We start from the raw sequence: 26,465 nt of genomic DNA, 5'->3' as shown, positions 1-26,465 counted from the left end.
GTTTTCAGATAACTACTACAAGGAGAAAGGAATGAACGCACCTGTCGTGATCATCGGCACAGGATTGGCCGGTTACAACGTGGCCCGGGAGTTTCGCAAGCTCGACAGCGAGACCCCATTGCTGCTGATCACCGCGGATGACGGGCGCTCCTACTCCAAGCCCATGCTCTCCACCGGCTTTGGCAAGAACAAGGAAGCCGATGGCCTGAGCATGGCTGAACCCGGCGCCATGGCTGAGCAACTCAAGGCCGAAGTGCGTACCCACACCCGCGTCAGCGGCATCGACCCCGGCCATAAGCGCCTGTGGATCGGCGAGGAAGCGGTGGTTTACCGTGACCTGATCCTGGCCTGGGGCGCAGAAACCGTGCGGGTACCGGTTGAAGGCGATGCGGCTGAACTGATTTTCCCGATCAACGACCTCGAAGACTACGCCCGCTTTCGTGCCGCCGCTGCCGGTAAGCGCCGCGTGCTGCTGCTCGGTGCCGGCCTGATCGGCTGCGAGTTCGCCAACGACCTGATCCTTGGCGGTTATGAAATCGACCTGGTGGCGCCGTGCGAGCAGGTCATGCCGACCCTGCTGCACCCGGCGGCCGCCGCCGCAGTACAGGCCGGTCTGGAAGGCCTCGGCGCGCGCTTCCACCTGGGCCCGGTGCTCAATCGGCTACAGCGCACCGATGATGGCCTGGAAGCGCATCTGTCGGACGGTGAAGTGATCGCCTGCGACCTGGTGGTCTCCGCCATCGGCCTGCGCCCGCGTGTCGACCTGGCCGCTGCTGCAGGCCTGCAGACCAACCGGGGGATCATGGTGGACCGCCACCTCAAGACCTCCCACGCCAACATCTACGCCCTGGGCGACTGCGCCGAGGTCGACGGCTTGAACCTGCTGTACGTGATGCCACTGATGAGCTGCGCCCGCGCCCTGGCCCAGACCCTGGCCGGCAACGCCACGGCGGTCAGCTACGGGCCGATGCCGGTGACCGTCAAGACGCCGGTCTGCCCGTTGGTGGTCTCGCCCCCGCCACGCGGCACCGAAGGCGTGTGGAGCGTGGAAGGCGAGGGCGCCGACATCAAGGCCCTGTGCCGCGACGCCAGTGGCCGCCTGCTGGGGTATGCACTGACCGGCACTGCGGTGATGGAAAAACTGGCCCTCAATAAAGAACTTCCGCCATTGCTGGCGTAAATACCGGTCGTTCTGTCGGAATAAGCACGTTTTTCCCCTTAGAAAGGTCGCCGCGAGACTGGCGGAGCGTGCGAGGGCATGCCATCCTCACTCCCGTCTGCCGCAGAGTAGAGCCTGCGGCGCTTTGGGCGCTGCTCCAGAAGAGAGCAGCACGGACATAACAACAAAAAACCGTCAAAGAGGCTTCACTTATGCGTAAACCAGAACTCGCAGCCGCCATCGCTGAAAAAGCGGATCTCACCAAAGAACAGGCCAACCGCGTCCTCAACGCCGTTCTCGAAGAAATCACCGGCGCCCTGCACCGCAAGGACAGCGTCACCCTGGTCGGCTTCGGCACCTTCCTGCAACGCCACCGCGGCGCCCGCACCGGCAAAAACCCGCAAACCGGCGAGCCGGTGAAAATCAAGGCCAGCAACACTGTTGCGTTCAAGCCAGGCAAATCGCTGAAAGACACTGTTAACGCGTAATGGCGTTACCGTCTCGAAGGGGGCGGGGTGATAGGAAAAATGGGCACGCCGATTAGATCGGGTGCCCATTTTTGTTGGAGCTGACCACGGGCTTGGGTCTCAGCCGTAGAAATAGTCAAAAAAGCGTTCGTAATTTTCCGCGCCCAACAACGGGCTGACCTCCTTGTTGAGTAGCTTCACGAACTTGCTGGAAAGCTCATCGTCGTCGTTGTAGATATCAAAAATGTCGAATTTTCCATGGACGATCTCCACAGTCTTGGCGAAGGCCAGCAGGAAATCCGCGAGAGAGTCGGCAATCTTGAACGGCGCTGCGGCATCGTAGCTCGCCAATACCGGTGTGCCGGGCATATCGGTCACAGCGATAACCGGTTTGCCGCCGCCGATGTCATCCATGAAAACCAGGTGTTGCGCAGGCCAGTTCTCATTCAACTCAGTCTTGTTGGATTCGCCTGCCCACTTATAGCCGACCTGACCATTCTCCAGTGCGTCCAAGTTGAAGAAGCGGATGGGGGTCAAGCCTGTTTCGACTTCCACATCGAGCGGCTCGCAAAGGTCGTAGAAGGAGTCCATTTCAGCGGAGCGAGGCAGGGTTTGTGGCCATTTAGCGTTTGCCTGGCCGTTTTTTTCGAAGCTACCTTCGATGTCAAATTTCTTGTGGACGCGGCGCAGTTCTTTAAATGCGTTATCAAGGGCGCTCATGTTCTTCTCCAATGGAAACCTATTTACCGCAGCCGGGTTTTGGATAAAGGGGTCAGATTTATTTATAGTGCCTATCCGGATTAAATAGACCCGTCCCCTTTATTGCTCAGACTTGGATACCTTTGGAGCAGTCTACGAATCGAAGACCTTTAAGCTGGGACACTTCGCATTGCTGCTTGAACTGCTGGGAAACAAAGATGCGTTGTGAACTTTCCTTAGCTCTCACGATATGGTGATTGCCTAAGGTAGCAGGTGGCAGACTTTGAAGAGTGGTGAATCTCAGAGGGCCATCCGGCATAAAGCTGAACATGGGACCATATTGAGAGTTATTCAAATCAATACAAGGAAGTATCTGGATCACATTGAATACATAGTAACCTTCCAGCTTTTCTTCTTTTAGATAAACGTTGGCAGGGAATAGCTGAACGTCTTTCGGGAATTTGCGCAGTACGTTGGCCATTGCCTCGCTTACAAATTCAAGCGTGTCACTTTGAAGAAGATCGAAGGACATTAATCGAGATGCGCTGACCTTATTTTTATTTCTAAAGGTTGGAGTATTAGCGATTGATGATTGCTTTTCTCCACTAATAAACAATAGGTGGTCGGGAGATTTTTTCTGGTCGTATTTGAACCAGTAAATTTCTGAATAATTTTCACTGATTTCTAATAGGTACATATTATTTCCCGCAGCGACCTGCTTGAGTTGAGTTTTTATTCAACCGAGTACGCCCATTGCGTGATCCCGACCTTTCAGAGCTGACAACCTCCCTCACTGCCTGCGCGTACTGGGCTTTTTTCCATTTTCCAGCCTTGCCCGCGAGGGATATTTCATTGAGTTGTGCTCGAACAGCTTTGTTGTAACCCGGATGTGAGCCTTTGTGAATAGTGCGATATTTGTGCTTGCCCTCTTCACTAGGCAAGTAAATGATGTTGGAAGTTTTGTGTATGTCGAATCCAGCCTTCTTCAGAGCGGGGTGATCAGCCAGCGATTGAGGAATAATATGGTGTTTCTGGAATCCATCGATTCCAGGCATATTTTTATAGTTCCAGTTAAACAGGCCCCATGGATCAATCCATGTAATTGGATTTGGCGCATATTGGTACAGGTTTATGCCGCCCAGTAAACTGATCGGATCTGGAGTCGTGAATCTCCCTATTTCGGGGTCGTAGAACCTGAGAGTGTTGGAGTGTAGCCCCGTCTCCCGATCCAGGTACTGCCCCTGGAACCGCAGGTTCTGCTCCTCGATGTAATAAGGCTCGCGCACCTCTTCCAGTGTGTTGCCCCACACCCGATAAGTCGCCTGCCAGACGCTGTGCCCATCGGCCTCGGTCAGTTGTTCCGGCAACCCGTTCAGATCGTTGTGGTAGTAACGAATCTTCTGCAACGGGCCAAGGCCGTCGACGCGGGCCAGCGGTTCATAGCCGTCATCGTCGTAAACATAGAGGCTGGTCTGGCTGTGTTTATGCTCCTGCAACAACCGCAGTCCATCCCACACAAACTGCGTTTCTCCCAGCGGATACCCGTCACTGCCATGCTCGGTTTTTTCGATGCGTCGGCCCAGCTGCCAAACTCGCCATGGCGATAACGCTTGTCCTAATAGGTCAGCAGCTTGTTATGCACCACCAACCCAGCGCCAGCCTGCGGGCCGTCCAGCAGGTTGGCAGCGGCGTCGTAGGCGAAGGTTTGACCGTACAGGTTGTCAAGGATGGCGCTTTTAAATACAACCTACGCCAGAATTTCCACTGCGGTTTCGCCTTCAAACGTTTGAACTGCAGTGCGATATATATCAGTCCAAATATCTCCAGCCGGCCTTTTGATAAGGTGTTTTGCGCCAAATACGTAAATGGTGTCGCCAAGAGAGATTTTTTCTTTGATGTGCTGTGCTGAAGGTGAAACTGAAAACTGACGTAAAAAAACCATAGGTTGACCCTGATGGTACAACCAAGCCGGCTCCCCCACCCATACGGGGCTCTCCTTTAAACAGAGAAATTCATTTTCCAATCGTTCAGTTAGCCATTTCTTTTTGTTTTTTGGCGCGCCTTGCTCAACGTATTCATCGTAAAGGCATCGGGCGAAATCCTCGGCCCCTTCAGACTCCATCGAAGCGGACTTCTTTTCAGCAACAGCCATAGCCGCGCCCCAGAAAACGTGAAAATCAGTCAACTCACTCATGTCTGCTCCTTTAAAGCGTGCCTTACCATTGCCCTGTGGTTTTCACTACTCTCACCAAGTCCCAACCGGTATGGCGATACTTATCCATAGACTCATGCCCCCAAGGTGTCGCTTTGGTCAGGTTCCACTCCTCGTGAGCAACGTTTGATCGAGCTCGTTGAGGAATGTACTGATGATTCAGCTCCATCGGAACATCGATCACTTTGGTCTTGCCGACACGGCCGAGTCGTCTGTTCCTAGCACTGTCACGATAACGAACTTCAACCCTCATTCTAGGTGCTTTACCTTCCGACATCCGCGCCAGGTTTCTAGGAGAATATTTGCCAGGTGGTGCCTTGGCCGCAGCGTCTTTCCAGATACCTTTCCTTGCGGTGCCCCAACATTTCCAGCCCCAGGGGTCGGTCCAGCCCAACGGATTCGGTGCATATTGATAGAGGTTGATGCCCCCCGCCAACCCAATCGGATCTGGCGTCGTAAACCGCCCCACATCCGGATCATAAAACCTGAACGTATTGAAATGCAGCCCCGTCTCCCGATCCAGGTACTGCCCCTGGAACCGCAGGTTCTGCTCCTCGATGTAATAAGGCTCGCGCACCTCTTCCAGTGTGTTGCCCCACACCCGATAAGTCGCCTGCCAGACGCTGTGCCCATCGGCCTCGGTCAGTTGTTCCGGCAAGCCATTCAGATCGTTGTGGTAGTAGCGAATCTTCTGCAACGGGCCAAGGCCGTCGACGCGGGTCAGCGGTTCATAGCCGCCATCGTCGTAAACATAGAGGCTGGTCTGGCTGTGTTTATGCTCCTGCAACAACCGCAGTCCATCCCACACAAACTGCGTTTCTCCCAGCGGATACCCGTCACTGCCATGCTCGGTTTTTTCGATGCGTCGGCCTAGCGGGTCGTAGGTCATTCGCACGACGCTGCCGTCATCGTTACGCACTTCAACCAAGCGGCTTTCAGCATCGTAGGCAAACCGCTGCACACCCCGTTTGGCGCTGCGTTTTTCAATCGTGCGGCCAAACGCGTCATAGCGATAACGCTTGTCCTGATAGGTCAGCAGCTTGTTATGCACCACCAGCCCAGCGCCAGCCTGCGGGCCATCCAGCAGGTTGGCGGCGGCGTCGTAAGCGAAGGTTTCACGCTGGCCGTGCAGGCTGTCCTGGCTGGCGATGATGCGGCCGGTGGCGTCGTAGTGCAGCAGCTGGCGGTGTTGCGTGGCGGGTTGTTGGTCGAGCTTGCCGATGAGGTTGTCGGCGGGGTCGTATTCGAATTGCTTTTGCGCGGCCGCCGGCATCAACGATGGCTGGCTTGCCAAGCGGCGCTGGCGTGAACGCAGGCGGCCACTGCGGTCGTATTCGCTGCGGGTGCTGAGCTGGCCCTGGGTACGCAGCACTTCGCGGTGCAGGCGGTCGCGTTCGAAGTCGCTGATGACCTGGCCGTCGAGGTTGATCTGGTGCAGGTGGCCGCTGCCGTAGTACAGGCGGTTGAGCCATCGGCCGTCCGGCAGTTGGGTTTGGATCAGGTTGCCGAGTTCGTCGTAGTGGTGTAGCAGGCCGCCTGCTGAGCTTTGTTCGGCCATCAACTGGCCGAGGGCGTCGTAGGCGAAGCCCAGGACCTGGGCGTTGCCTTGCAGGTCGGTGAAGGTGACAGCGGTGAGTTGGTCGAGCTCGTCGTAGCGGTACTCGGTTCGGCCATCGTCCGTGGTTTTGGTCACCAACCGGCCGACCGCATCACGTTCGAGACGATGCACGATAGGCGCGGGTGGTCTGTCGGGCACCAGCGGCAGGCCATTGCCGTAAGGTGCGGGAACGGCCGTCACCGTCGTGACATTATCCAACGCGTCGTAATCGTAGCGCTTGGCGCTGCCATCGAGGTCTTGCTGTTCAGCCAGACGGTCTGCGGCATCCCACGCAAACCGATACCGCTCGCCGTTTTCGTTAATCAGCGCTTGTAGCCGTCCATAGCTGTCATAGCCGAACTGCACCTGCCGGCCATGGGCGTCGGTGCGCTGGCGTACCTGCCCGCGACGGTTGTGCTGGTACAGCGTGGTATGTCCGGCCGTGTCGGTGTAACCCACCAGTAGCCCGCTCGTATCACGCTGATACCGCTCGGTACGACCGTCTGGCAGTTGGCTACTGAGCAAGCGCCCCTGGGCGTCATAGCTGAATTGAGTGCGTTCGCCGAGAGCATCGGTGATGACCTGCAGATAGCCGCGCTCGTCATAGCTGAAACGCGTCGGGTAACCCGAGCAGTCGATATGCTCGACCAGTTGCCCGAACGGATTCCAGCGTAGTTTCTTGCTTTTACCGGTGGCATCGATGACTTCCACGACCTGGCCTTGGTCGTCATAGCGATACCGGGTGACATAGCCCAGCGGATCGGTTTCGGCGATGCAGTTGCCGCGCTGATCGTAGCGATACGCCCAGCTATTGTCGGCGGCGTCGGTCTCCACCAGTGGCAGTGCCCAGTGCTCAAGCCACAAGGTCGAGTCGCTGCGACCCAGCGGGTCGGCTTCGCCGATCAGGTTGCCGGCCTCGTCGTAACTGTATTCAAAGCGCCCGCCCAGCGGATCGGTGGCGCTGAGCAACTGGCGCTCGTCGTTCCATTCGAACAGCCAGGTGTGGCCGAGATTGTCGCTGTATCGAATGATCTGGTGTTGGGTGTTCCAATGCCGGGTACTGACGCGTTGCAGGCCATCGGTAATTCGCGTTATACCGGCCTGCAAGTCATAGTCGAACTGGTAGGCGTCGCCTTCGTCGGTCCAGTGCCGCACCACGCGCCATTCCAGGTCTTCAACCAAGGCCCACTCATAGAAGCAGCGCAATCCGGTGGGCAGTTGATGCTCCACCATCCGCTGGCCACTGTCGTAGGCGAAACGCCGCTGGACCTGGCCAGTGGTATCGCGCACTTCAGACAGGTTGCCCTGCGCGTCGAAGCCATAGCTGACGAGCACTTCGCGGCGCTGATCGGGGTACAGGCGTTCGATGCGCGCCAACTGGCCCTGATCACGGATCAACTCAACCTGCACCAGATCGAAGGTATCGCGCAGTCGCACCAGTTGCCCGGCGGCGTCGTAGTCGACATGGATGCGGTTGTCATTGCGGTCGCCGAGCTGGCTAAGGCGCAGCAACGACGGGTTGGCAGAGGGTTCAAACAAGCGATACAACCCGTCATCGCTTTCGATCAGCAACTGCCCATTGAGATGTCGCCGCACGGCCAGCCCTTCACCCGCGCTGAACACGGCGCCGCCCAAGGGGATCGAGCCCATGTCGATGGGGCGGCCTTGTTCATCGGTGTAGACCAGCGTTTCGCCGCCATCGGGGTGAGGCTGGATGTCGACGCACACTTCATACTGCACGCTCCAGCCAGCGCCAAACAGGCTGCCCGAGCGTTCGTCGCGGCTGTTGTAGAAGCGCTGCCAATCAATCGGCAGGATGCCGGGCAGGACGAAATCCAGCTCATCATCGCCGCCCAGCACCTTCGCGCCGGTGGCCGCATGCACCGGATTCGAAGAGCCCATCGCTGCGTTCGCCACGGCCCCCATCGCACTGCTGACCGCCATCGAAGTGGCTCCGCCGATCAGCATGCACGGCAACTTGCTGAAGAACTTGCCCTTGCCACCCTTGAGCATCAACAACGCCGTGACCGCCAACCCCACACCCGGGGTCTTGCCGCTGCGAATTTCCCGCACCACCACCGAACCACCGCCAATGGTCACGTTGGAAGAAATCAGGCCCGACGACACCACGGTTGCATCGCAGGTACTGCGATCTCCACTGCGCACCGCCGGCTGGCCGTTGACTGTGACCTTTTCCGACCCTTCGGCTAGAAACTGCGGCGGCATCGGCGGGTGCTTCATGCACACCACCAGGTCGAGCGGCTTGGGCACGGCGCCGGGGGCGGGCGTTGCAACCGTAGGGCGCCACATCTGCGAGAAGAAGCTCTCGGCCATGTCCAGGTAACTGGCTTCTGGCTCGGGCGCAGGTTCCTCCAACTCGGTCCCAGCCGGTGCGACATGGGAACTGATCGCCCCGGCGGCGCGGGCGGCGGGGATGTTGTTGGTCAGGGTGTTGGTGGAGCCGGTAAGAATATTGGCCTGCACCGTGGGCGGAAACAGCGCGTTGGCGAACGTGTCGCATAAATTCGTCAGGCCTTTGTCGGCCCCGGTCTTGCTCATGGCCAGGCCGACAATCGTGCCCACCACGGCACCCAGCAGGAAACAGCCAAGCCCGCCGGTCGCAACGGTAATGCCAGTGGCTGCGACCACCGCAGCGGTTGCCACGGCGGTAATCGCGATATTGGCCGCCACCTCCAGCACCCCGCCAAGGATGTCCGCCATCATCGAGGTGTGGGAGAGCGCATCGCCCATCCGGGCAGCCCAGAGTGCATCAGACAAGGACTGCGCTCCCGTGCCTGATTGAATTGAACGCACAACTTTCCATAGTCGCCGTGTCCTTGAGTGTTATGGCATACGCATCAGTGCTGTCTTCAACCGTTTTATCAACGTGGGACTTTCCAGGCATTCCAGCGGGGTGATGTTGTCCAGTGCCGGAACCTTTTGCCCGATCCACCACACCCCTTCCTCAAGGCCCCGTTTCCCGCGCAGTATCACTGCCATGTCGAGATGGCCGCCCAAGGCCTTGGCCAGTTCACGCGCATCGTCGTCAAGGTAGTCTTCTTCATACAAGGCCACCGTGCTCTGCCAGTCCGCGTCACCCGGGTATTCGTTTTCCAGTCGTTCCATGTTCAAAAACCTGCAAAGGAGATCAAGTTGCTGCCGGTCGGGTTGCGTGCCGATGGCGCCAGGATTCCATCATAGCCGTTGGCCTTGGCCCAGTTGCCGATCTGATGGGTCTCGGTGTACTTCGAGCCGGTGATGCTTTTAAGGCTGACCCCTAGCTGTTTGCGCACATCGGCGCGGGTCAGGTCCAAGACATTATTGAGCTGCACTTTCTTGCTGACCAACACCCGTTTGGACAGGTCGACCTTCCAGTGCGTGACCTCGCCCAGCGCGGTTTTCCGTGAGTTCGCGCCATACACCCCGCCGACGCCTTTGGTGGTGTAGCGGTGTGTGGACTCCACATTCCACTTGTGCGCCTGCCAAGTGGTCCCGATGCGCCCCGGTTCCTCGAACCGATACACGGTGCGACTGACCTTGCGCCCCTTGGGAGGGCTGGAGCATTTCATCAGGCCCAGCGGGTCAATCCAGCTCAGCGGGTTGGGCGCATATTGATAGAGATTCAGACCGCCGGCCAGACCGATGGGGTCGGGTGTGGTGAAGCGCCCGATATCCGGGTCATAAAAGCGCAGAGTGTTGTAGTGCAGCCCCGTTTCCCGGTCCAGATACTGGCCCTGGAAGCGCAGGTTCTGTTCTTCGATGAAATAGGGTTCTCGGCTTTCCTCGACGGTATTGCCCCAGACTTCATAGCGCGCTTGCCACACCGTATGGCCGTCGCTCTCGGTGAGGCGTTCGGGCAAACCGTTGAGGTCGTTGTGGTAGTAGCGGATTTTTTGCAGGTCTCCTGTGCCATCGATACGGGCCAGTGGTTCGTAGCCCTCGTCGGCATAGATATAGAGGCTGGTCTGCTGATTGCAGTGCTCCTGCACGAGTTGCAGCGCGTCCCAAGTGAAACGTGTCTGGCTCCGCTGCACACCGTTGCGGTCGTAGGTGGTCTTGGCGGTGCGCCGGCCCAGCGGGTCATAGGTCATGATGACCCAGGAACCGTCATCGTTGTGCACCTGTGCCAGCCGTTGCTCCGCGTCGTAGCTGAAGCGTTGGGTGCCGCGCCGAAGGCTGCGCTTTTCAACCATCCGGCCAAAACCGTCATAGCGGTAATGTTTGTCCTGGTAGGTCAGCAATCGGTTGTTGGCGACCTGTCCTGAGCCGTCCAGCAGGTTAGCCGCCGGGTCGTAGCGAAAGGCTTCCCGCTGGCCCAGGAGGTTGTCCTGGCTAGCCAGAATGCGGCCGGTAGCGTCGTAATGCAGCAATTGGCGGTGTGCCGCGCCGGGCTGGCTGTCGTAGCGTTCGACCAGTTGGTCGCTGTCGTCATAGCCCAAGCGTGTCTGCGCCGGCGGATGTAACAGCGAGTGGTCCGGTTGGCGGCGCTGGCGGGCACGCAGACGTCCACTGCGGTCATATTCGCTACGCGTACTGATACGGCCCTGGGTGCGCAGCACTTCGCGGTGCAGACGGTCCCGCTCGAAGTCACTGATGACCTGCCCATCCAGGTTGACCTGATGCAAGTGCCCGCTACCGTAGCGCAGGCGATTGAGCCAGCGGCCGTCGGGAAGTCGGGTCTGGGTCAGGTTGCCCAATTCGTCGTAGAGATGCTCCAGGCAACCGGCGGCGCTTTGTTCGAGGGTCAGCTGACCGAGTGCGTCATAACCGAAGCCCAGGGTTTGCTGCTCGCCATCGTGCCCTGTAAAGGTGATGGCTGTGACTTGGTCGAGTTCATCGTAGCGGTACGTCGTGCAACCATCTACGGTGCGCTTGGCGATCAGCCGGCCTGCTGCATCCCGCTCCAGATCATGAATGATGGCGGGCTCGGCGTCGGACGATGCGAGGGTTTCTACCTGTGTGACATTGTCCAGCGGGTCGTACGTGTACCGTTTTCGACAGCCGTCCAGGCGCTGTTCGAGGGTCAGGCGATCACCGTCGTCCCAGTCGAATCGGTAGTGCTCACCATTTTCGTTGGTCAGGCTGTGCAGGCGGCCATAGACGTCATGGCTCAACTCCACACGGCGGCCATGGGCGTCGATGCGCTGGCGCAACTGGCCGTTCGACGAATGCTCGAAGCGCGTGGTGTGGCCGGCAGGGTCGCTGTAGCCGATCAACTGGCCGCTGGCGTCACGCTGATAGTGCTCGCTGCGCCCATCGGGCAACTGCTTGCTGATCAGTCGGCCCTGGTCGTCATACTTGAAGGTGGTGCGTTCCCCGAGCGCGTCGGTACTGGCCAGCAGCAAGCCTCGCTTGCAGTAGCTCAAACGGGTGGTCAGGCCCGTACAGTCGGTGTGCTCGCTCAATTGACCCAGTGGGGACCAGCGCAAGGTCTTGCGCTTGCCGCTGGCGTCGATGATCTCCCTGACTTGGCCGTGTCCGTCATAGTGATAGACCGTGCGGTTGCCCAGTGGGTCGGTTTCGCGAATGCAGTTGCCCCGCGAGTCGTAATGGTACTGCCAGGTATTGCCAGCGGCATCTGTCTCCGCCAGTGGCAGCGCCCAGTGCTCCAGCCACAAGGTCGATTCACTGCGCCCCAGGGGGTTGAGGGTCTCAGTCAGGTTGCCGGCATCGTCGTAGCTGAACTGATAATGCCCACCGAGAGGGTCGGTTGCGCCCAGCAGTTGGCTATCATCATTCCACCGGAAGGCCCAGGTTCGCCCCAGTGCATCGGTGGACGCGATGATCTGGTGTCGCTCATCCCAGTGTCGAATGCTGACGCGCGACAGCCCGTCGGTGATACGGGTGATGCCGGTGTCCAGCGCATAGTCGAATGTGTAGGTGTCCCCGGCCTCCGTCCAATGCCGGACAACACGCCATTCACGGTCGTCAACCTTGGCCCACTGATAGAAGCAACGTAGGCCGGTGGGCAATTGATGCTCGACCATGCGCTGCCCGGCATCATAGGCAAAACGGCGCTTCACGTGCCCGTCGGACTGGCGTACAGAGGCCAGGTCGCCACGGGCGTCGTAGGCGTAATGCATCAGGACTTCACGGTGTTGGTCGGGATATAGCCGTTCGATCCGGCTGACACGCTGGGGCCAAGTGCTGTCGTACGTCAGCTCGACCCTGACCAGGCCAAAGGTGTCACGCAGGCCCAGCAGGCGACCATCGTCGTCATAGTCGAGGTGGATTCGGTTGTCGTTGCGATCTCCCAGTTGGCTCAGGCGTAGCAACGATGCGTCCTGTGGCGCCGGATCGAATAGCCGGTACAAGCCGTCTGCGCTTTCGATCAGCCACTGGCCGCTCAAGTGACGCTTGACGCTGAGGCCTTCGCCAGCGCTGAACACGGCACCCCCCAAAGGGATCGAGCCCATGTCGATACGTCGACCCTGCTCGTCGATGTACAACGCGTAGTCGCCCCCTTCAAGGTGAGGCAGCAGTTGCACGCTGACTTCATAGGGCACACTCCAGCCGGCACCAAACAAGCCATCGCGGCGTTCGTCCCGGCTGTTGTAGAAGCGCTGCCAGTCGATGGGCATGATCCCGGGCAAGGCGAAATCCAGCTCCTCGGGGCCGCCCAGCACTTTGGCCCCCGTGCTCGCGTGCACCGGGTTGGAAGAGCCCATGGCGGCGTTGGCCAGCGCGCCCATGGCCTGACTGACCACAAACGAATTGACGCCTGCCAGCAGCATGCAGGGAAGGTTGCTGAGGAACTTGCCTTTACCCCCCTTGAGCATCATCAGCGCGGTGACGGCCAGGCCAACGCCCGGCGTCTTGCCGCTACGGATCTCGCGCACCACCACTGAGCCCCCGCCGATAGTCACATTGGGCGAAATCAGCCCCGACGACACCACGGTGGCGTCGCAGGTGCTCCGGTCACCACTGCGTACCGCCGGTTGACCGTTGACCGTGACCTTTTCCGAGCCTTCTGCCAGAAACTGCGGCGGCATCGGCGGGTGTTTTGTGCAGGTCACCACGTCCAGCGGTTTAGGGACTGCACCGGGCGCTGGCGTGGCGACGGTGGGGCGCCACATTTGCGCAAAGAACCCTTTGGCCATGTCCAGGTAGCCGGGCTCTTCGCTGTGTTCCGGTGCTGGCGGCGTTGTTTCGGTTTCGGTGCCCGCAGGTGCAACGTGGGAGGGCACGACGCCGGCCGCGCGCGCAGCGGGCAAGGCGTTGATCAGTGTGTCGGTGGACCCGCTAAGGATTGTGGCCATGACCGAGGGAGGGAACAGCGCGTTGCCGATTCCCTCGCACATGGCGCTCAACCCCTTGTCGGCCCCGGTCTTGCTCATGGCGATGCCGACGATGACGCCGACTACCGCCCCCAGCACGCAGGCCCCCAGTCCACCGGTCGCGACGGTAATGCCGGTAGCCGCCACCACCGCAGCGGTCGCCAGTGCGGTAATCGCCACATTGGCCGCCACTTCCAGCACGCCGCCGAGGATGTCCGCCATGACAGAGGTGTGGGACAGCCCATCGCCCAGGCGCGCAGCCCAGAGCAGTGCGTCAGACATGCAAAGGCCGCTTCACTGGGGGACGTCGAACACGAGCGAACTCTTGATCGTCGACCAGTGCGCCGCCTCGGCGTCCCCAAGCTTGTCAGCCTTCACATAACTCAACGCAAGCATCTTGCGCGTACCCGGCAACACCAGCGCCAGTTGGTACTGGAACACCTTGTCATTGCCCTTGTTGAACTGACTGCGCAGCTCAATGCCTTCCACTTCTTGAGCCGCGCCCAGGCGCACGTCCACACCCGGTTGATAGCGCAAATCCTGCACCTGTTTTTCCAGGCGCTGGAGTTGGTCATTGAAGTTGCTGTGCAGGGTTTCACCCTCGGCGAGCAGGCTGCGGCTGACGATCAGGGACGTGCCCAATTCAGGGAACTTGAGGATATTGATCGTTGCGTCCTGCAACTCGCCGGCCGGCAGTTGAAACTGGAATTCGTTGATCCGGTACGTCATGGCAAACAGGTCTCGTCAGGAGCTTTTAGGCGGGGGGAAGGAGGCTTTGACATTCGCGTCGATGCTTTTTTTGATGCCTTGGCCTTCGGGGCTGGCACCCGGGCCGTTGCCGTTGTTCAGATGCAGTACGCCCTTGGTGTTGAACTCGGCATCACCGCTGGCATAAAAACTGATATTCACCCCGGTGAGGTTGATCTGCCCGCTGGCGTTCAACTCCAGGATGCTTTCGCCGCACACCAGTCGCAGGTTTTCACCCACTTCGATCACATAGCTCTGGCTGATGCTGTCGGTCTTGCGCTGGCCTACTACGAGCACATCCTCCTGTTTGACGATGCGCGTACGGTTATTGCCGATGGTCACCGTCTCGTTATGCCCAATGCTCTTGTTGCGGTCATGCCCCACCGAATGGCTCTCATCCACCTCCACCACGATGTCCTGATTCCGCTCAGCATGGATATACAACTGCTCCAACCCCTTCTTGTCCTCCATGCGGATTTCATTGAAGTTGGCCGGCGTGCCGCCTTTGCTGGATCGACTCTTCATGCCGCTCTGGGTAGCGTTCTCCGGCAAATCGTACGGCACGGTCTGCTCGGCGTTGTACACCCGCCCGGTGATGATCGGCCGGTCGGGATCACCTTCCAGAAAGCTCACAATCACTTCCTGCCCGATCCGGGGAATCTGCATCGATCCCCAGTTCTTACCGGCCCAGGATTGCGACACTCGAATCCAGCAGGAGCTGTTCTCGTTGGATTGGTCGTGGCGGTCCCAGTAGAAGTGCACCTTCACGCGGCCGTACTGGTCGGTCCAGATTTCCTCGCCCTTGGGCCCGACTACCAGCGCGGTCTGCGGGCCTTTGACGATAGGGCGGTGGGTGCTGGCCAACGGGCGGAAGCTCTGCTGGGCGTCGATGCAGGTCAGGCTGCTTTCGAACTGCGCGCCGCCCGAACCGCCGCCGCTTTCCAGGCTTTCCTGGACGATGTAATAGCGAATGCCGACGATCAGGTATTCGCGGTTCTGGTCCTGGCGGCTGAAGCCGGTGAGGCTGAACAAATGTCCCGAACCCAGGCCACGCGCGTTGCCGCTGAACTCGATTTGCTCATGCAGGGTTTGCAGGGCTTCGATGCGGGTGCGGGCGTAGTGTTCGCCGTCGGCGCTTTGCACGTAGGTGCCGGGGTAGTCGTACAGCGGGTAGTCGCCGGCAGTGTGCGGGCGCGGCATGGCCGAGCGCACGTCGATGCTCGCGCTGGGGCGCTGGAAGTCGTAGTCGTTGAGCTCCAGCGAGCCGGGCTGCACCTCTTGCGCCAGGTGCCAGTTGTGCATGTGGTCGCGTTCGCGCTGCTGCTCGTCCTTGGGGTAATACGGGATGGATGCGTAGCCCGGCACGGTGGTGTGGGCACCGTAGGCGTCAGCCAGCACCAGCACATGGCGGTCCTGTTCATGGCGGAAGAAGTAGTAGATACCTTCCTGTTCCATCAAGCGGCTGACGAAGTCGAAACTGGTCTCGCGGTACTGCACGCAGTATTCCCACTCGCGGTACGGCCGGCTCAGGGCGTCTTCGAAGTCGGAAAACCCCAGGTCGCGGAACACCTGCTTGATGATCTGCGGGATGCTCAGGTTCTGGAAAATCCGGCAGTCCGAGGTACGGCTGAGCAGCCACAGCCACGGGCGCAACGTCACCTGGTAACTGGCGAACTGGCCCTGGTCGATGTTCTGGCTGCAGCGCGCGACGATACCGTGGAAGTGCCGCTCACCGCCGTCCGCCAGTTGCAGGCCCACGCTCATGGGTTTGCCGAGCAACTGGTTGAGGTCGATGTTGGCGTCCAGGGACGTCAGTTGCAGCTCATAGTTAAACAGCCGCCCCAGCTCTTCGCCGCCGCCCATTTCATTGAGCAGCAGCACATCCGGCCCCAGGGGGCTGGTGATCTTGGCCAGGCGTGAGGCTTGGTTAAAAAGCATCGGTTGTCCCGTAAATGACTAAGTAACTGAAGGAACCGGTTCAAGTGTGGGAGGGGGCTTGCCCCCGATGGCGGTGAATCAGTCACCGAATGCATCAACTGACACACTGCTATCGGGGGCAAGCCCCCTCCCACATTTTGATTGTGTTCCGTCAGGTCAATCTGCGTCGCTGAAGTCGTAGTGCAATTCATTATCCAGGCTGCTGATGCGCACACCCGCCATCGCCTTGCCTTCGAGCATGCGCGTGAGGAACTCACGGCTCATGTCCGGCAGCAGGCTGTTGGTAAGAATGGTGTCGATCATGCGCCCGCCGCTTTCGGTTTCGGTGCAGCGCGAGACGATCAGGTCGACCACCGCGTCGTCGTAGTCGAAGGCAACCTTGTGGGTTGTCTCCACGCGCTTCTTGATGCGGCCCAGTTGCAGGCGGGTGATCGCTTTGAGCATCTCATCGCTCAGCGGGTAGTACGGAATGGTCACCAGGCGGCCAAGCAGTGCCGGCGGAAAGATCTCCAGCAGCGGCTGGCGCAGGGCCTTGGCGATTTCTTCCGGCTCAGGGATGTTCGCCGGGTCTTTGCACACCTGGGAAATCAGCTCGGTACCGGCGTTGGTGGTCAGCAGGATCAGGGTGTTCTTGAAGTCGATCACCCGGCCTTCGCCGTCTTCCATCACGCCCTTGTCGAACACCTGGAAGAAGATTTCATGCACGTCCGGGTGGGCTTTCTCCACCTCGTCCAGCAGTACCACGCTGTAGGGTTTGCGCCGCACGGCTTCGGTCAGCACGCCGCCTTCGCCGTAGCCGATATAGCCCGGAGGCGCGCCCTTGAGGGTCGACACCGTGTGGGCTTCCTGGAATTCGCTCATGTTGATGGTGATGACGTTCTGCTCGCCTCCGTACATGGCTTCGGCCAGGGCCAGGGCGGTTTCGGTCTTGCCCACGCCCGAGGTGCCGGCCAGCATGAACACGCCAATCGGCTTGCTCGGGTTGTCGAGACCGGCGCGGGACGTCTGGATGCGCTTGGCGATCATCTGCAGGGCGTGGTCCTGGCCGATGATGCGTTTCTTCAGGTGCTGGTCGAGGTTGAGCACCGTCTCCAGCTCATTGCGCGCCATGCGGCCCACCGGGATGCCGGTCCAGTCGGCGACCACCGAGGCCACGGCCTGGTAATCCACGGTCGGCAGGATCAGCGGGGTTTCACCTTGCAGCGCGCTGAGGCGTTGTTGCAGGTCGACCAGTTGCTCGCGCAAAGCGTCGTCGCCACTGTCTACGGCGCCGGCTTTTTCGCGCAAGGTCGCGCGGGTAGCGAGCAGTTCGTCCACCAGCGCTTTCTCTTCGGCCCAGCGGCTTTCCAGCGTCGCCAGGCGCTCACGTTCAGCGCTCAACAGTGCTTCGCTATGGGTTTGACGCGCGCCAATCGCGATACCAATGGCATGCTCGCGAGCGATGATCTGCATCTCGGTTTCCAGGGCTTCAATGCGGCGGCGGCTGTCGTCCACTTCGGCCGGCACCGCGTGCAGGCTGATGGCGACGCGGGCGCAGGCGGTGTCCAGCAGGCTCACGGATTTGTCCGGCAACTGGCGCGCCGGGATGTAGCGGTGGGACAGCTTCACCGAGGCTTCCAGGGCTTCGTCGAGGATCTGCACCTGGTGGTGTTTTTCCATGGTCGACGCCACGCCGCGCATCATCAGCAGCGCTTTGTCTTCCGACGGTTCGGCGACTTGCACCACTTGGAAACGGCGCGTCAGGGCCGGGTCTTTCTCGATGTGCTTCTTGTACTCGGCCCAGGTGGTGGCGGCCACAGTACGCAGGGTGCCACGCGCCAATGCAGGCTTGAGCAGGTTGGCTGCGTCACCGGTGCCGGCGGCGCCACCGGCACCCACCAGGGTGTGGGCTTCGTCGATAAACAGGATGATCGGCTTGGGCGAGGCCTGGACGTCTTCGATGACCTGGCGCAGGCGCTGTTCGAATTCGCCTTTCATGCTGGCGCCGGCTTGCAGCAGGCCCACGTCGAGGCTGCGCAGTTCCACATCTTTGAGCGCGGGTGGCACGTCACCGGCGACGATACGCAGGGCGAAACCTTCGACCACGGCGGTCTTGCCCACCCCGGCTTCACCGGTGAGGATCGGGTTGTTCTGGCGGCGGCGCATGAGGATGTCGACCAGTTGGCGGATCTCCTCATCACGACCCACGATCGGGTCGAGCTTGCCGCTGCGGGCCTGTTCGGTCAGGTCAACGGTAAAGCGCTTGAGCGCTTCCTGTTTGCCCATCGCACTGGGCGCCATGGCACCGCTGGCTTCGCCCGGCACGGCGCCGGCGTTGAAACCGTCGCTGGCGCTCAGCGCGTTTTCCGGCGAGTCGCCCACGTATTCATCAAAGCGCTCGCTCAGGGCTTCGGCCTTGATCTTGTCGAACTCGGAAGACAAGCCCAGCAGCGCATGGCGCAGGCTCGGGGTCTTGAGAATGCCGAGCACCAGATAACCGGTGCGTACCTGGCTTTCGCCGAACATCAGGCTGCCGTAGACCCAGCCGCGCTCCACCGCTTCTTCCACATGGGAGGACAGGTCGGTGATCGAGGTCGAGCCGCGTGGCAGGCGGTCCAGGGCTTCGGTCAGGTCGCGGGCCAGGCGCGCCGGCTCGACGTTGAACTGGCGGATGATGCGGTGCAGGTCCGAGTCCTGCAGTTGCAGCAACTGGTGAAACCAGTGGGCAAGCTCCACATACGGGTTGCCCCGCAGTTTGCAGAACACCGTGGCGGCTTCGATGGCCTTGTAGGCCACGCTGTTGAGTTTGCCGAACAGTGCGGCGCGACTGATTTCACCCATGCTCTGGATTCCTTGAGGTGGTGGCGTGGTCGGCGTAGTGCCGGGCCAGGATTAGGTCGTTGGCGTCATGCTCGGGCTTACCGAGCCAGGTGTTGAAGCCCAGGCGGAACTGGCCGTTGAGTTGCAGCGCTGGCACTTCGGCTTGTTGCAGAACCAGGTTCAAGTCCCAGTCCAGTTCATGGCCAAGGTACTCGGCCACCCACGCCACCAGCTCGTTGAACGGTTGGTGGCCGGGCAGCATGCCCATGTAGTCATCCAGCGTGAGGGGGCCCAGGCGGATACGGAATTTGTGCTGGCGATCCCAAACGAAGCTGCCCAGGCAAAAGTCCACGCCGAGGCGGTTGGCACTCACGCCCACGCGGCTGCGTTCGGGCAGCTCGAGCCATTGGCCGACGTACTCTTCGATCGCCACCGGCAGGCCGAAGTACTCGCCGAGAATGGCTTTCAAGCCGTCCGGGTAGCGGGTTTGCGCCGAGAGGTGGCCGCTGTAATGCAGCTTCGCGGTATCCGGGATGAGCCCCTGATTCAGCAGGCTCGGCATGCCGCGACCACTCAGTGCGGCGAGGCGCGCAGACCAATAGTCATCGTCCGGGCGGTCATGGCTGACCGTCGGCCGCGCCTCGGCCCAGGCTCGGTAAAACAGGCTCAGCAGGCGATGGTGGAACACATCCAGGAAGTGTTTGCTGGTGCTGTCGGCATTGTTGCGCTGGCGCTCGCGTACATATTCGGTGATATGCAGCGGCAGCGGGCCGTTGGGGCCGCCAAGGCCGAAGAAGAACTGCTCCAGCCGCGCCGGCTTGCCGTCGCCACCGGGGTCGACCGACGCCAACGTGGCCGGGGCAAAGGTGCAATCCGCCTGCTGACCCAGGCGCAGCGGGTCATCCGCCAGGCGCAGGGAATGGCCCAGGCGCGGCAGTTCCGGCGATTCGCACTCGATACGCCGCAACGCCTGGAAGAAATCGTATTCCCAGGGCGCCTGATGCATCGCATCCAGGGTACTCACAGGGTCGGACGACGTCCGGGCTTGGCTTTCCATCGCATGATCTCGCCGCGTTCGGTGGTACGGATCACCGTCTCGGTAAAACTGTTGATCGACACGTAGCGTGCCAGGAAGCGTTCCAGCACCGCACCGAGCAGGAATACGCCGGTGCCGCGAAACGCGTTTTCATCGAATTCCAGTGTGATCTCCAGGCCGCGCCCAAACACGATCGGGCCGGGCATCGGCAGGCGACGGGTCACCGCTTTGCTGCTGACCTCGCGCAAGCCTTCGATCTGCAATTGCAGCGCCGCGTCGTTGCTGTCGCCGTACAGGCGCAGCAATTCACGCAAGGCGCCGGCGCCCTGGCCCTGTTCGCTCAACGACAGGTAGTTGAGCGACAGTTGGCTGATCAAGCGCCACGCCTTGGCGTCATGGGCATGGCTGGGGCGCGGGCGACTCGGGCCGGCGACGCAGCGCACGGCCAATACCGGCGCGCTGTCGGCCAGGGTGAAGTCGGTCTTGCCGTTGCCCACGCTCATGAACAAGGGCAGGTCGCGGTTGGTGCACAGCGCGGTCACGCCGAGTTGGCGCAGGTCGTGGCGGTAGGGCGCTTGCCCGCTGTCCACCAGGCTGACAAAGGTTTCACTGCCCACGTACGTGGAGCGCGGGCCGTTGCGGCGCTGGTCGCTGGACAGCACGCGCGGCTCGCGGCGCACGGTGTAATAGGCCTGGTCGCGGCCATAGCGCGACGGGTCGCGCACCGCATAAAACGGTAAAAAGGGTTGTTCCGGCCCGGTGCCATGGCCCGTGATGCCGCTCAACGAATGAATTTCGAAATCCATCGGCCGCGTGCGGTCGGCGATCACATGGTGCTCGCTGACCCGGTCGGACAGGTGAATACGGTCTACGCGCTTGGGAAACAGGTTGATCGCCGGCGTGCAGAACGGCAGGAACTGCGCGGCGCCGACGCTGCCTTCCAAGCTCGGTTCGTGGCGGTCGAACAACACGATCAGTTCCAACTCCTGACCGTCGCAACGCTTGACCGCACGGCTCAGCTCGGCGAACTCGACGAACAGGTAGCGGTGGGGCAGGGCGAAGTATTCCTGCAGCAGGCGATAGCCCTGGAAAGCCCGCGCGACAACCGGCATGGCGGCGTCGGCATCGTCAAAACCACGGGAGCGCAATGCGTCCTGCGGCAGGCGTTCTACCCAGTCACCGCCGGGCTTGCGTGCAAACACCGCGCAGGCGTTGCCCAACAACTGCTCGTAAAGGCGGAACGGTTGCTCGTCGGCACCGCTGAGGTACAGCGGCAGGTTATCCAGGTCGAGGCTGTTGAAAGGCAATTCGGCGCCGGTGCGCAGGGTCAGGCGCAGGCCGGCCTTGGCTTTCGGCTCACTGGCGGCCAGGCGGCCCAGCACGGCGGCGGGGTTGCCGAAATACTCGGCGCTGCTGACCTGCAACGGCCACAACGTCACCGGGTGCGCGGTGCGGTACTCGCAGCAGGTCTGGGTTTCACGGCCGAGGGCGGCACGCAATACCGTGTCGCGGGGCAGCGGGAAACCGCTGGCCAGGGAGCCTTCGTCCGGGTCGGTCTGCAATTGCACCACGGTCATCGACGGCGTCGGCGCCAGGTAGTGCGGGTAGGCGATTTCCAGCAGGTTATGGGTGAAGGTCGGGTACTCGGCATCGAGCTTGAGCTGCACACGGGCCGTGAGGTAGGCAAACCCTTCAAGCAGGCGTTCGACGTACGGGTCGGCGCAGTCCATACCGGACAGGGTCAGCCGACTGGCGATCTTCGGGTATTCCTTGGCGAACTCGGCGGCGCTTTCGCGCACGTGGTGCAGTTCCTGGTTGTACAGCTCCAGCAGGCGCGGGTTCATGGGCGCCTCCGCTGGTCGGCATTCACCACACGCACATGGCCGGATTCCAGGTCGAGGTCGGTTTGCAGCAATAGGCGCAACGGCACCGGCTGCGCCCACAGGTCGCCTTCGATCTCGAAGCTCAGGGCGTTGTGATTCATCTCGCCATGGCCGACACGGGCTTTGACCCGCAGGGTATGGCGCAGGATGCGCGGTTCAAAGGTGGCGATGGCCTGGTAGATCAGGGCTTCCAGGGCCTTGATGTCGACACTGGAAACACTGTTGCCCGCCAGCGCCGGCAGGCCGTAATTGACCACCGACGTACCGGCCGGGGTGTGCAGCGTGGCATCGGCATCGAGCAACGACGTGGTGTTGAGCAGCCACGCCAGGTCACGCAGCACCGAGGCTTTCAATTGGGTCAGGGACAGCACGCGTTTGTCGGCGCTTTCCTTGGGATTGGTTGGGTCGTCGTCGGTCAGCCGGTCCAGCAGGGACGGTTGCAGACGGTCGCGGGAAGCGATTTCAGTTACCACCAAAGCAGCTCCACGGACGGGTTGTGAGAGGGACAGTTGTTGAGCGGGGCAGGTTTCTGGGGCCGTGGTGGGGAACCACGGCCACCAGAGCTATCAGCGCTTGGTGTTGGAACGGATGTTCCAGCCAAACTTGATCGCGCCGCCGTCTTTGGTGCCGTCGGCTTTCTGCGGCTGGTAGTCGACCATCACTTGGGCAAAGTTCAGGGTGACGTTTTCGGTCAGGCGGTCATCGCCACCCGAACCGCCGGTGCTCAGCGAGGTGACCAGCACTTCTTCCAGGTTGATCACCATGTACTCGACCTGGCTTTCACCGCCGGCCTTGCGCACGGTCAGCTTGACCTTGTCGATGTGCTTGCCGCTGGCGCAGTGCATCATCAGGTTCGGCGAAGCCTTGTCGACGTACTTGGTCAGCGACAGGTCCTGGATATTCACCTTGCCCGCGCCGCCGCCACCGCCCACGTGCATGTTGCCGGACTGGGCCATGCCCCAGCTCCAGTTCAGCACGTCGATCTCGTCCTTGTGGGCCTTGTCCATGGACTCGCCCTTGATGTCGCCGATCTTGATGAAAATATCAACAGCCATGTTTTCTCCCTGTGTGGCGTGGGCCACGATATTTGGTTATGCCCAATGGAGCATTGCTTTTGTGTGGGAGGGGGCTTGCCCCCGATGCAGGCGACGCGGACTTTCAGTCAGACCGAGTAGATGCCATCGGGGGCAAGCCCCCTCCCACAGAAGAGCCAGTTGGTTATGCACTCTTGGCCGAAGGCAGCTTCGATACCAAACGCAGCGACACGGTCAGCCCTTCGAGCTGGTAATGCGGGCGCAGGTAGAACTTGGAGTTGTAGTACCCCGGGTTGCCTTCGACTTCTTCCACGATCACTTCGGCAGCCGCCAATGGGTGCTGGGCCTTGGTGGTTTCGGTGGAGTGCGCCGGGTCACCGTCCACGTAGTTGAGGATCCAGTCCTGCAACCAGCGCTGCATCTCGTCCTTCTCTTTGAAGGAACCGATCTTGTCGCGCACGATGCACTTCAAGTAGTGGGCGAAACGGCAGGTGGCGAACAGGTACGGCAGGCGCGCGGCTAGGTTGGCGTTGGCGGTGGCGTCCGGGTCGTCGTATTCGGCCGGTTTCTGCAGCGACTGCGCGCCAATGAACGCGGCGAAGTCGGTGTTTTTCTTGTGCAGCAGAGGCATGAAACCGTTCTTCGCCAGTTCCGCTTCACGGCGGTCGCTGATGGCGATCTCGGTTGGGCACTTCATGTCCACGCCACCGTCATCGGTAGGGAACGTGTGCGCCGGCAGGTTTTCCACTTCGCCGCCGGACTCGATACCACGGATGCGCGAGCACCAGCCGTAGTGCTTGAACGAACGGTTGATGTTCACGGCCATCGCGTACGCGGCGTTGGCCCAGGTGTACTTGGAGCTGTCGGCGCCGTCGGTGTTTTCTTCGAAGGCGAAGGCTTCCACCGGGTCAGTCTTGGCGCCGTACGGGAGGCGCGCCAGGAAGCGCGGCATGGTCAGGCCGATGTAGCGCGAGTCTTCCGATTCACGCAGCGAGCGCCAGCCTGCGTATTCCGGGGTGGTGAAGATCTTGGTCAGGTCGCGCGGGTTCGACAGCTCCTGCCACGAGCCCATGCCCATCACGGTCGGCGAGGCCGCAGCGATGAACGGGGAGTGCATGGCGGCGCAGACTTTCGACAGCTCGCCCAGCAGCTCCACGTCGGGTGGCGACTGGTCGAAGTAGTAGTCGCCCACCAGGCAGCCGTACGGCTCGCCGCCGAACTGGCCGTATTCTTCTTCGTACATCTTCTTGAAGATCGGGCTCTGGTCCCACGCGGTGCCCTTGAATTTCTTCAGGGTCTTGTGCAGGTCCGGCTTGGAGATGTTGAGCACGCGGATCTTCAGCTGCTCATCGCTTTCGGTGTTGTTGACCAAGTAGTGCAGGCCACGCCAGGCGCTTTCCAGCTGCTGGAAATCCGGGTGGTGGATGATCTGGTTGACCTGGGCGGTCAGCTTGGCGTCGATGGCGGCAATGATCGATTCGATCGACTTGATCGCGTCATTGGACACCAGGTCGGTTTGCGCCAGGGCCTGTTCGGCCAAGGTGCGCACGGCGGTTTCCACGGCTTCGCGGGCACGCTCGGTCTTGGGCTTGAATTCTTGCAGCAGCAGGTTCGCGAACTCGCTGGCTTCTTCGGTCTGGGTACCCAGGATCTGGGTGCCTTCGCGGGCGGTATTGTCAGTCATGATTACTGGTCCCCTGCAGGCTTGGGCGCGCTGGCAAGTGCCTGGAGCAGTGCCGGGTCCTTGATCGCCTTCATGATGATTTCTTCAGCGCCCGTCTTGCCGTCCATGTAGGTCAGCAGGTTGGCCAGCTGGGTGCGGGCTTCGAGCAGTTGGTTCAGCGAATCGACCTTGCGGGCCACGGCGGCCGGGCTGAAGTCGTCCATGCTTTCGAAGGTGATGTCCAGGCTCAGGTTGCCTTCGCCGGTCAGTTCGTTCGGTACGTGGAACGCCACGCGCGGCTGCATGGCCTTGAGGCGCGAGTCGAAGTTATCGACGTCCACTTCAAGGAACTTGCGGTCGGCCACCGGCGCCAACGGCTCGGCAGGCTTGCCGGCGAGGTCGGCCATCACACCCATCACGAAGGGCAGCTGGACCTTTTTCTCGGCGCCGTAGAGCTCGACGTCGTACTCGATCTGCACTCGAGGCGCGCGGTTGCGCGCGATGAATTTCTGAGAACTTTGCTTCGCCACGTTGCTGCTCCTGGTCGCTTGAGCGACGGTGTTGTTACTGCACAGTCGGGCGACTTACTCGCCGTCCGGGCCACGCAGGTTTTCAAATTGGGACATGCCGTCGGGAATCAGATTGCGCACGATGGCCGCAAAGTCGGCGTGCACCAGATTTTTCGCCCGGTTCAACAGCACCGGCAGCGGGCTCGAAGGCTCGTGCCGGGTGTAGTACGCAAGGATCTTGTCGAGGCTGCGCAGCACATCGTCGCGGTTGGCGATATCGCCAACGGGGCGCGGCGCTGCGGGGGCGGTGGCGAAGTCGACCGAGGGGGCATTGTCGTCACTGACGGCCTCGGGTTCGCTGCTGCCGGCGGTGCCTGGCACCGCTTGATTGAGTATCTGCAACGCCTGCTTGAGCGGTTGCTTCAAGGCACTCAGGTCCACGCCCTGGGCGGAACCGACCTGGTCGTTGACGTGTTGTTCGATGGCTTCGCACGCCGCACGCGCCGCAATCAGGGCGTCACGGGTGGCTTGCAGTTGCTCGGGGTCGCTGTCGAGGAACGCGGCGGTGAGTTGCTGGGCGCCGAGTTGTTCATCGGGGAAGCTCAACAGGCCGCTGGCGTTGAGCGCCGCGCGCAGGGTCACGGGGCCGAAGGTGCGTGAGCGGGTGAGGATGCTTTCGCGCAACAAGCGAATGTTGGTGTCGCAGGTCAAGCCGGTGAGGGCGTTGATGCGTACGGTGGGGTCGTTATCGTCGTCGGCATCCAGGCGCGGATGCAGGTCGGCCCAGTAATCGCGCAGCAGGGCGTCGATCAGCGTCAGCGCTTCGGCCAGGCCGGTCACGCCTTGGAGGGCGAGGGCGCTTTGCAGCAGGAAATGGGTGATGCGCAGGTCTTTGCTGCGCGCCAGCAGATCGAGGCTTTGCTGCTGGATGCTGCGCCATTCCGGCGGCTCGGCGGGCAGGATGGCGTCGCCCATGCTGCGCTCGGGTTGGCCCTTGGCATCACGCTCCAATTGCAAAAATTGCGCGTCATATTCCATGTCTTCGCCACATGGCGAAGTCGCGGAAACGGCGGTGAGCAGCAACGGCACATCCACTGAAATCGATCTCCCTATCGGCCCGTTAGATGGCGGGCAATTCATGCATTAGTTGCGCGAGGAACTTTGCATGTTTTCTTGGTCATATATGCAAGATGCCACTAATGTGCCATCACTGGTATTCAAGAAGTTGTGCATTTTTGGTGTAGTAGTTAGGCCTTGTCAAGGTAAGCTATTCGCCCTCTGTGACAGATGTGCGGTGCTTAACAACCTGCGCGACTGGCGGGTCGAACGACGCACCGGGACAGGATTTTTGTCATAGAGCCCAGTTAAGATCAGCGATCATGCTGGAAAAGCAGGTTGTAGAGGGTCGATTGCACGACCTGATGGGGATTTCCCGGGAACCGTTG

18 protein-coding genes and 1 pseudogene are annotated in these 26,465 nt (G+C 60.9%); 2 read left to right on the top strand and 17 right to left on the bottom strand.

Going from position 1 to position 26,465, the window contains the following annotated elements; genetic code table 11:
• Positions 1-31: 31 nt before the first annotated feature.
• Complete coding sequence (locus ACI512_RS02570) at positions 32-1,180, top strand: NAD(P)/FAD-dependent oxidoreductase (protein ID WP_015886568.1); 1,149 nt, start codon at positions 32-34, stop codon at positions 1,178-1,180.
• A gap of 191 nt (positions 1,181-1,371) precedes the next feature.
• Positions 1,372-1,647 (top strand): HU family DNA-binding protein, encoded by a 276-nt coding sequence (locus ACI512_RS02565; RefSeq protein WP_003176958.1) that lies wholly within the window; start codon positions 1,372-1,374, stop codon positions 1,645-1,647.
• A 99-nt stretch (positions 1,648-1,746) separates the two neighbouring features.
• Here ACI512_RS02565 and ACI512_RS02560 read toward each other — a convergent pair whose 3' ends face one another.
• The 17 genes and pseudogenes from ACI512_RS02560 to tssA all read right to left on the bottom strand — a co-directional run bounded on the left by ACI512_RS02560 (position 1,747) and on the right by tssA (position 26,115).
• The gene (locus ACI512_RS02560; protein WP_236383273.1) at positions 1,747-2,346 is read right to left on the bottom strand and encodes a hypothetical protein; all 600 of its coding nucleotides are present in this window, start codon (positions 2,344-2,346) and stop codon (positions 1,747-1,749) included.
• Between the two features lie 106 nt (positions 2,347-2,452).
• Positions 2,453-3,022: an imm11 family protein gene (locus ACI512_RS02555; protein ID WP_236383275.1), complete on the bottom strand. Its 570-nt coding sequence runs from the start codon at positions 3,020-3,022 to the stop codon at positions 2,453-2,455.
• A 1-nt stretch (position 3,023) separates the two neighbouring features.
• Positions 3,024-4,048, bottom strand: a pseudogene (locus ACI512_RS02550) (RHS repeat-associated core domain-containing protein); the annotation flags it as partial.
• 24 nt (positions 4,049-4,072) lie between these two features.
• Positions 4,073-4,519 carry a hypothetical protein gene (locus ACI512_RS02545; protein ID WP_236383768.1) on the bottom strand — a complete coding sequence of 149 codons (447 nt, stop codon included), beginning with the start codon at positions 4,517-4,519 and terminating at the stop codon, positions 4,073-4,075.
• A gap of 22 nt (positions 4,520-4,541) precedes the next feature.
• A complete protein-coding gene (locus tag ACI512_RS02540; RefSeq protein ID WP_405121601.1) occupies positions 4,542-8,912 on the bottom strand; it encodes an RHS repeat-associated core domain-containing protein in 4,371 nt (1,456 codons plus the stop codon).
• Between the two features lie 66 nt (positions 8,913-8,978).
• Positions 8,979-9,260 carry a hypothetical protein gene (locus tag ACI512_RS02535; protein ID WP_236383510.1) on the bottom strand — a complete coding sequence of 94 codons (282 nt, stop codon included), beginning with the start codon at positions 9,258-9,260 and terminating at the stop codon, positions 8,979-8,981.
• A 2-nt stretch (positions 9,261-9,262) separates the two neighbouring features.
• Positions 9,263-13,693 carry an RHS repeat-associated core domain-containing protein gene (locus ACI512_RS02530; RefSeq protein WP_236383509.1) on the bottom strand — a complete coding sequence of 1,477 codons (4,431 nt, stop codon included), beginning with the start codon at positions 13,691-13,693 and terminating at the stop codon, positions 9,263-9,265.
• Positions 13,694-13,705: 12 nt separating this feature from the next.
• Positions 13,706-14,140, bottom strand: a complete 435-nt coding sequence (locus tag ACI512_RS02525; RefSeq protein WP_065875501.1) for a DcrB-related protein — start codon at positions 14,138-14,140, stop codon at positions 13,706-13,708.
• A gap of 15 nt (positions 14,141-14,155) precedes the next feature.
• Positions 14,156-16,096: a type VI secretion system Vgr family protein gene (locus ACI512_RS02520; protein WP_236383506.1), complete on the bottom strand. Its 1,941-nt coding sequence runs from the start codon at positions 16,094-16,096 to the stop codon at positions 14,156-14,158.
• Positions 16,097-16,252: 156 nt separating this feature from the next.
• The gene (tssH, locus tag ACI512_RS02515) at positions 16,253-18,916 is read right to left on the bottom strand and encodes a type VI secretion system ATPase TssH (RefSeq protein WP_405121600.1); all 2,664 of its coding nucleotides are present in this window, start codon (positions 18,914-18,916) and stop codon (positions 16,253-16,255) included.
• The gene (tssG, locus tag ACI512_RS02510; RefSeq protein ID WP_046034838.1) at positions 18,909-19,952 is read right to left on the bottom strand and encodes a type VI secretion system baseplate subunit TssG; all 1,044 of its coding nucleotides are present in this window, start codon (positions 19,950-19,952) and stop codon (positions 18,909-18,911) included. The genes tssH and tssG overlap by 8 nt, the downstream gene beginning before the upstream one ends.
• Entirely contained in the window at positions 19,916-21,775 is a 1,860-nt protein-coding gene (tssF, locus tag ACI512_RS02505; protein ID WP_046034840.1) for a type VI secretion system baseplate subunit TssF, read from the bottom strand. The genes tssG and tssF overlap by 37 nt, the downstream gene beginning before the upstream one ends.
• Entirely contained in the window at positions 21,772-22,287 is a 516-nt protein-coding gene (tssE, locus tag ACI512_RS02500) for a type VI secretion system baseplate subunit TssE (RefSeq protein ID WP_005792513.1), read from the bottom strand. Before tssE ends, tssF begins: the two co-directional genes overlap by 4 nt.
• 93 nt (positions 22,288-22,380) lie before the next feature.
• Entirely contained in the window at positions 22,381-22,869 is a 489-nt protein-coding gene (locus ACI512_RS02495; protein WP_015886558.1) for a type VI secretion system tube protein Hcp, read from the bottom strand.
• 163 nt (positions 22,870-23,032) lie between these two features.
• The gene (gene tssC / locus ACI512_RS02490) at positions 23,033-24,532 is read right to left on the bottom strand and encodes a type VI secretion system contractile sheath large subunit (RefSeq protein WP_015886557.1); all 1,500 of its coding nucleotides are present in this window, start codon (positions 24,530-24,532) and stop codon (positions 23,033-23,035) included.
• A 2-nt stretch (positions 24,533-24,534) separates the two neighbouring features.
• Complete coding sequence (gene tssB / locus ACI512_RS02485; RefSeq protein ID WP_010207547.1) at positions 24,535-25,041, bottom strand: type VI secretion system contractile sheath small subunit; 507 nt, start codon at positions 25,039-25,041, stop codon at positions 24,535-24,537.
• A gap of 54 nt (positions 25,042-25,095) precedes the next feature.
• Positions 25,096-26,115, bottom strand: a complete 1,020-nt coding sequence (gene tssA, locus ACI512_RS02480; protein ID WP_064053234.1) for a type VI secretion system protein TssA — start codon at positions 26,113-26,115, stop codon at positions 25,096-25,098.
• Positions 26,116-26,465 lie beyond the last annotated feature (350 nt).

This window comes from Pseudomonas petroselini (genome assembly GCF_045037875.1).
Classification (GTDB): Bacteria; Pseudomonadota; Gammaproteobacteria; order Pseudomonadales; family Pseudomonadaceae; genus Aquipseudomonas; species Aquipseudomonas petroselini.
Note: the sequence above shows the minus strand (reverse complement) of the source record. Positions and strands in the feature narration are given on the sequence as shown.

Coding starts and splice junctions, on each gene's coding strand:
- ACI512_RS02565 (WP_003176958.1), top strand. CDS start 1,372: ATGCGTAAACCAGAACTCGCAGCCGCCATCGCTGAAAAAGCGGATCTC.
- ACI512_RS02560 (WP_236383273.1), bottom strand. CDS start 2,346: ATGAGCGCCCTTGATAACGCATTTAAAGAACTGCGCCGCGTCCACAAG.
- ACI512_RS02520 (WP_236383506.1), bottom strand. CDS start 16,096: ATGCTTTTTAACCAAGCCTCACGCCTGGCCAAGATCACCAGCCCCCTG.
- ACI512_RS02530 (WP_236383509.1), bottom strand. CDS start 13,693: ATGTCTGACGCACTGCTCTGGGCTGCGCGCCTGGGCGATGGGCTGTCC.
- tssC (WP_015886557.1), bottom strand. CDS start 24,532: ATGACTGACAATACCGCCCGCGAAGGCACCCAGATCCTGGGTACCCAG.
- tssG (WP_046034838.1), bottom strand. CDS start 19,952: ATGGAAAGCCAAGCCCGGACGTCGTCCGACCCTGTGAGTACCCTGGAT.
- tssH (WP_405121600.1), bottom strand. CDS start 18,916: ATGGGTGAAATCAGTCGCGCCGCACTGTTCGGCAAACTCAACAGCGTG.
- tssF (WP_046034840.1), bottom strand. CDS start 21,775: ATGAACCCGCGCCTGCTGGAGCTGTACAACCAGGAACTGCACCACGTG.
- ACI512_RS02570 (WP_015886568.1), top strand. CDS start 32: ATGAACGCACCTGTCGTGATCATCGGCACAGGATTGGCCGGTTACAAC.
- ACI512_RS02535 (WP_236383510.1), bottom strand. CDS start 9,260: ATGGAACGACTGGAAAACGAATACCCGGGTGACGCGGACTGGCAGAGC.
- ACI512_RS02495 (WP_015886558.1), bottom strand. CDS start 22,869: ATGGCTGTTGATATTTTCATCAAGATCGGCGACATCAAGGGCGAGTCC.
- ACI512_RS02545 (WP_236383768.1), bottom strand. CDS start 4,519: ATGAGTGAGTTGACTGATTTTCACGTTTTCTGGGGCGCGGCTATGGCT.
- ACI512_RS02555 (WP_236383275.1), bottom strand. CDS start 3,022: ATGTACCTATTAGAAATCAGTGAAAATTATTCAGAAATTTACTGGTTC.
- ACI512_RS02525 (WP_065875501.1), bottom strand. CDS start 14,140: ATGACGTACCGGATCAACGAATTCCAGTTTCAACTGCCGGCCGGCGAG.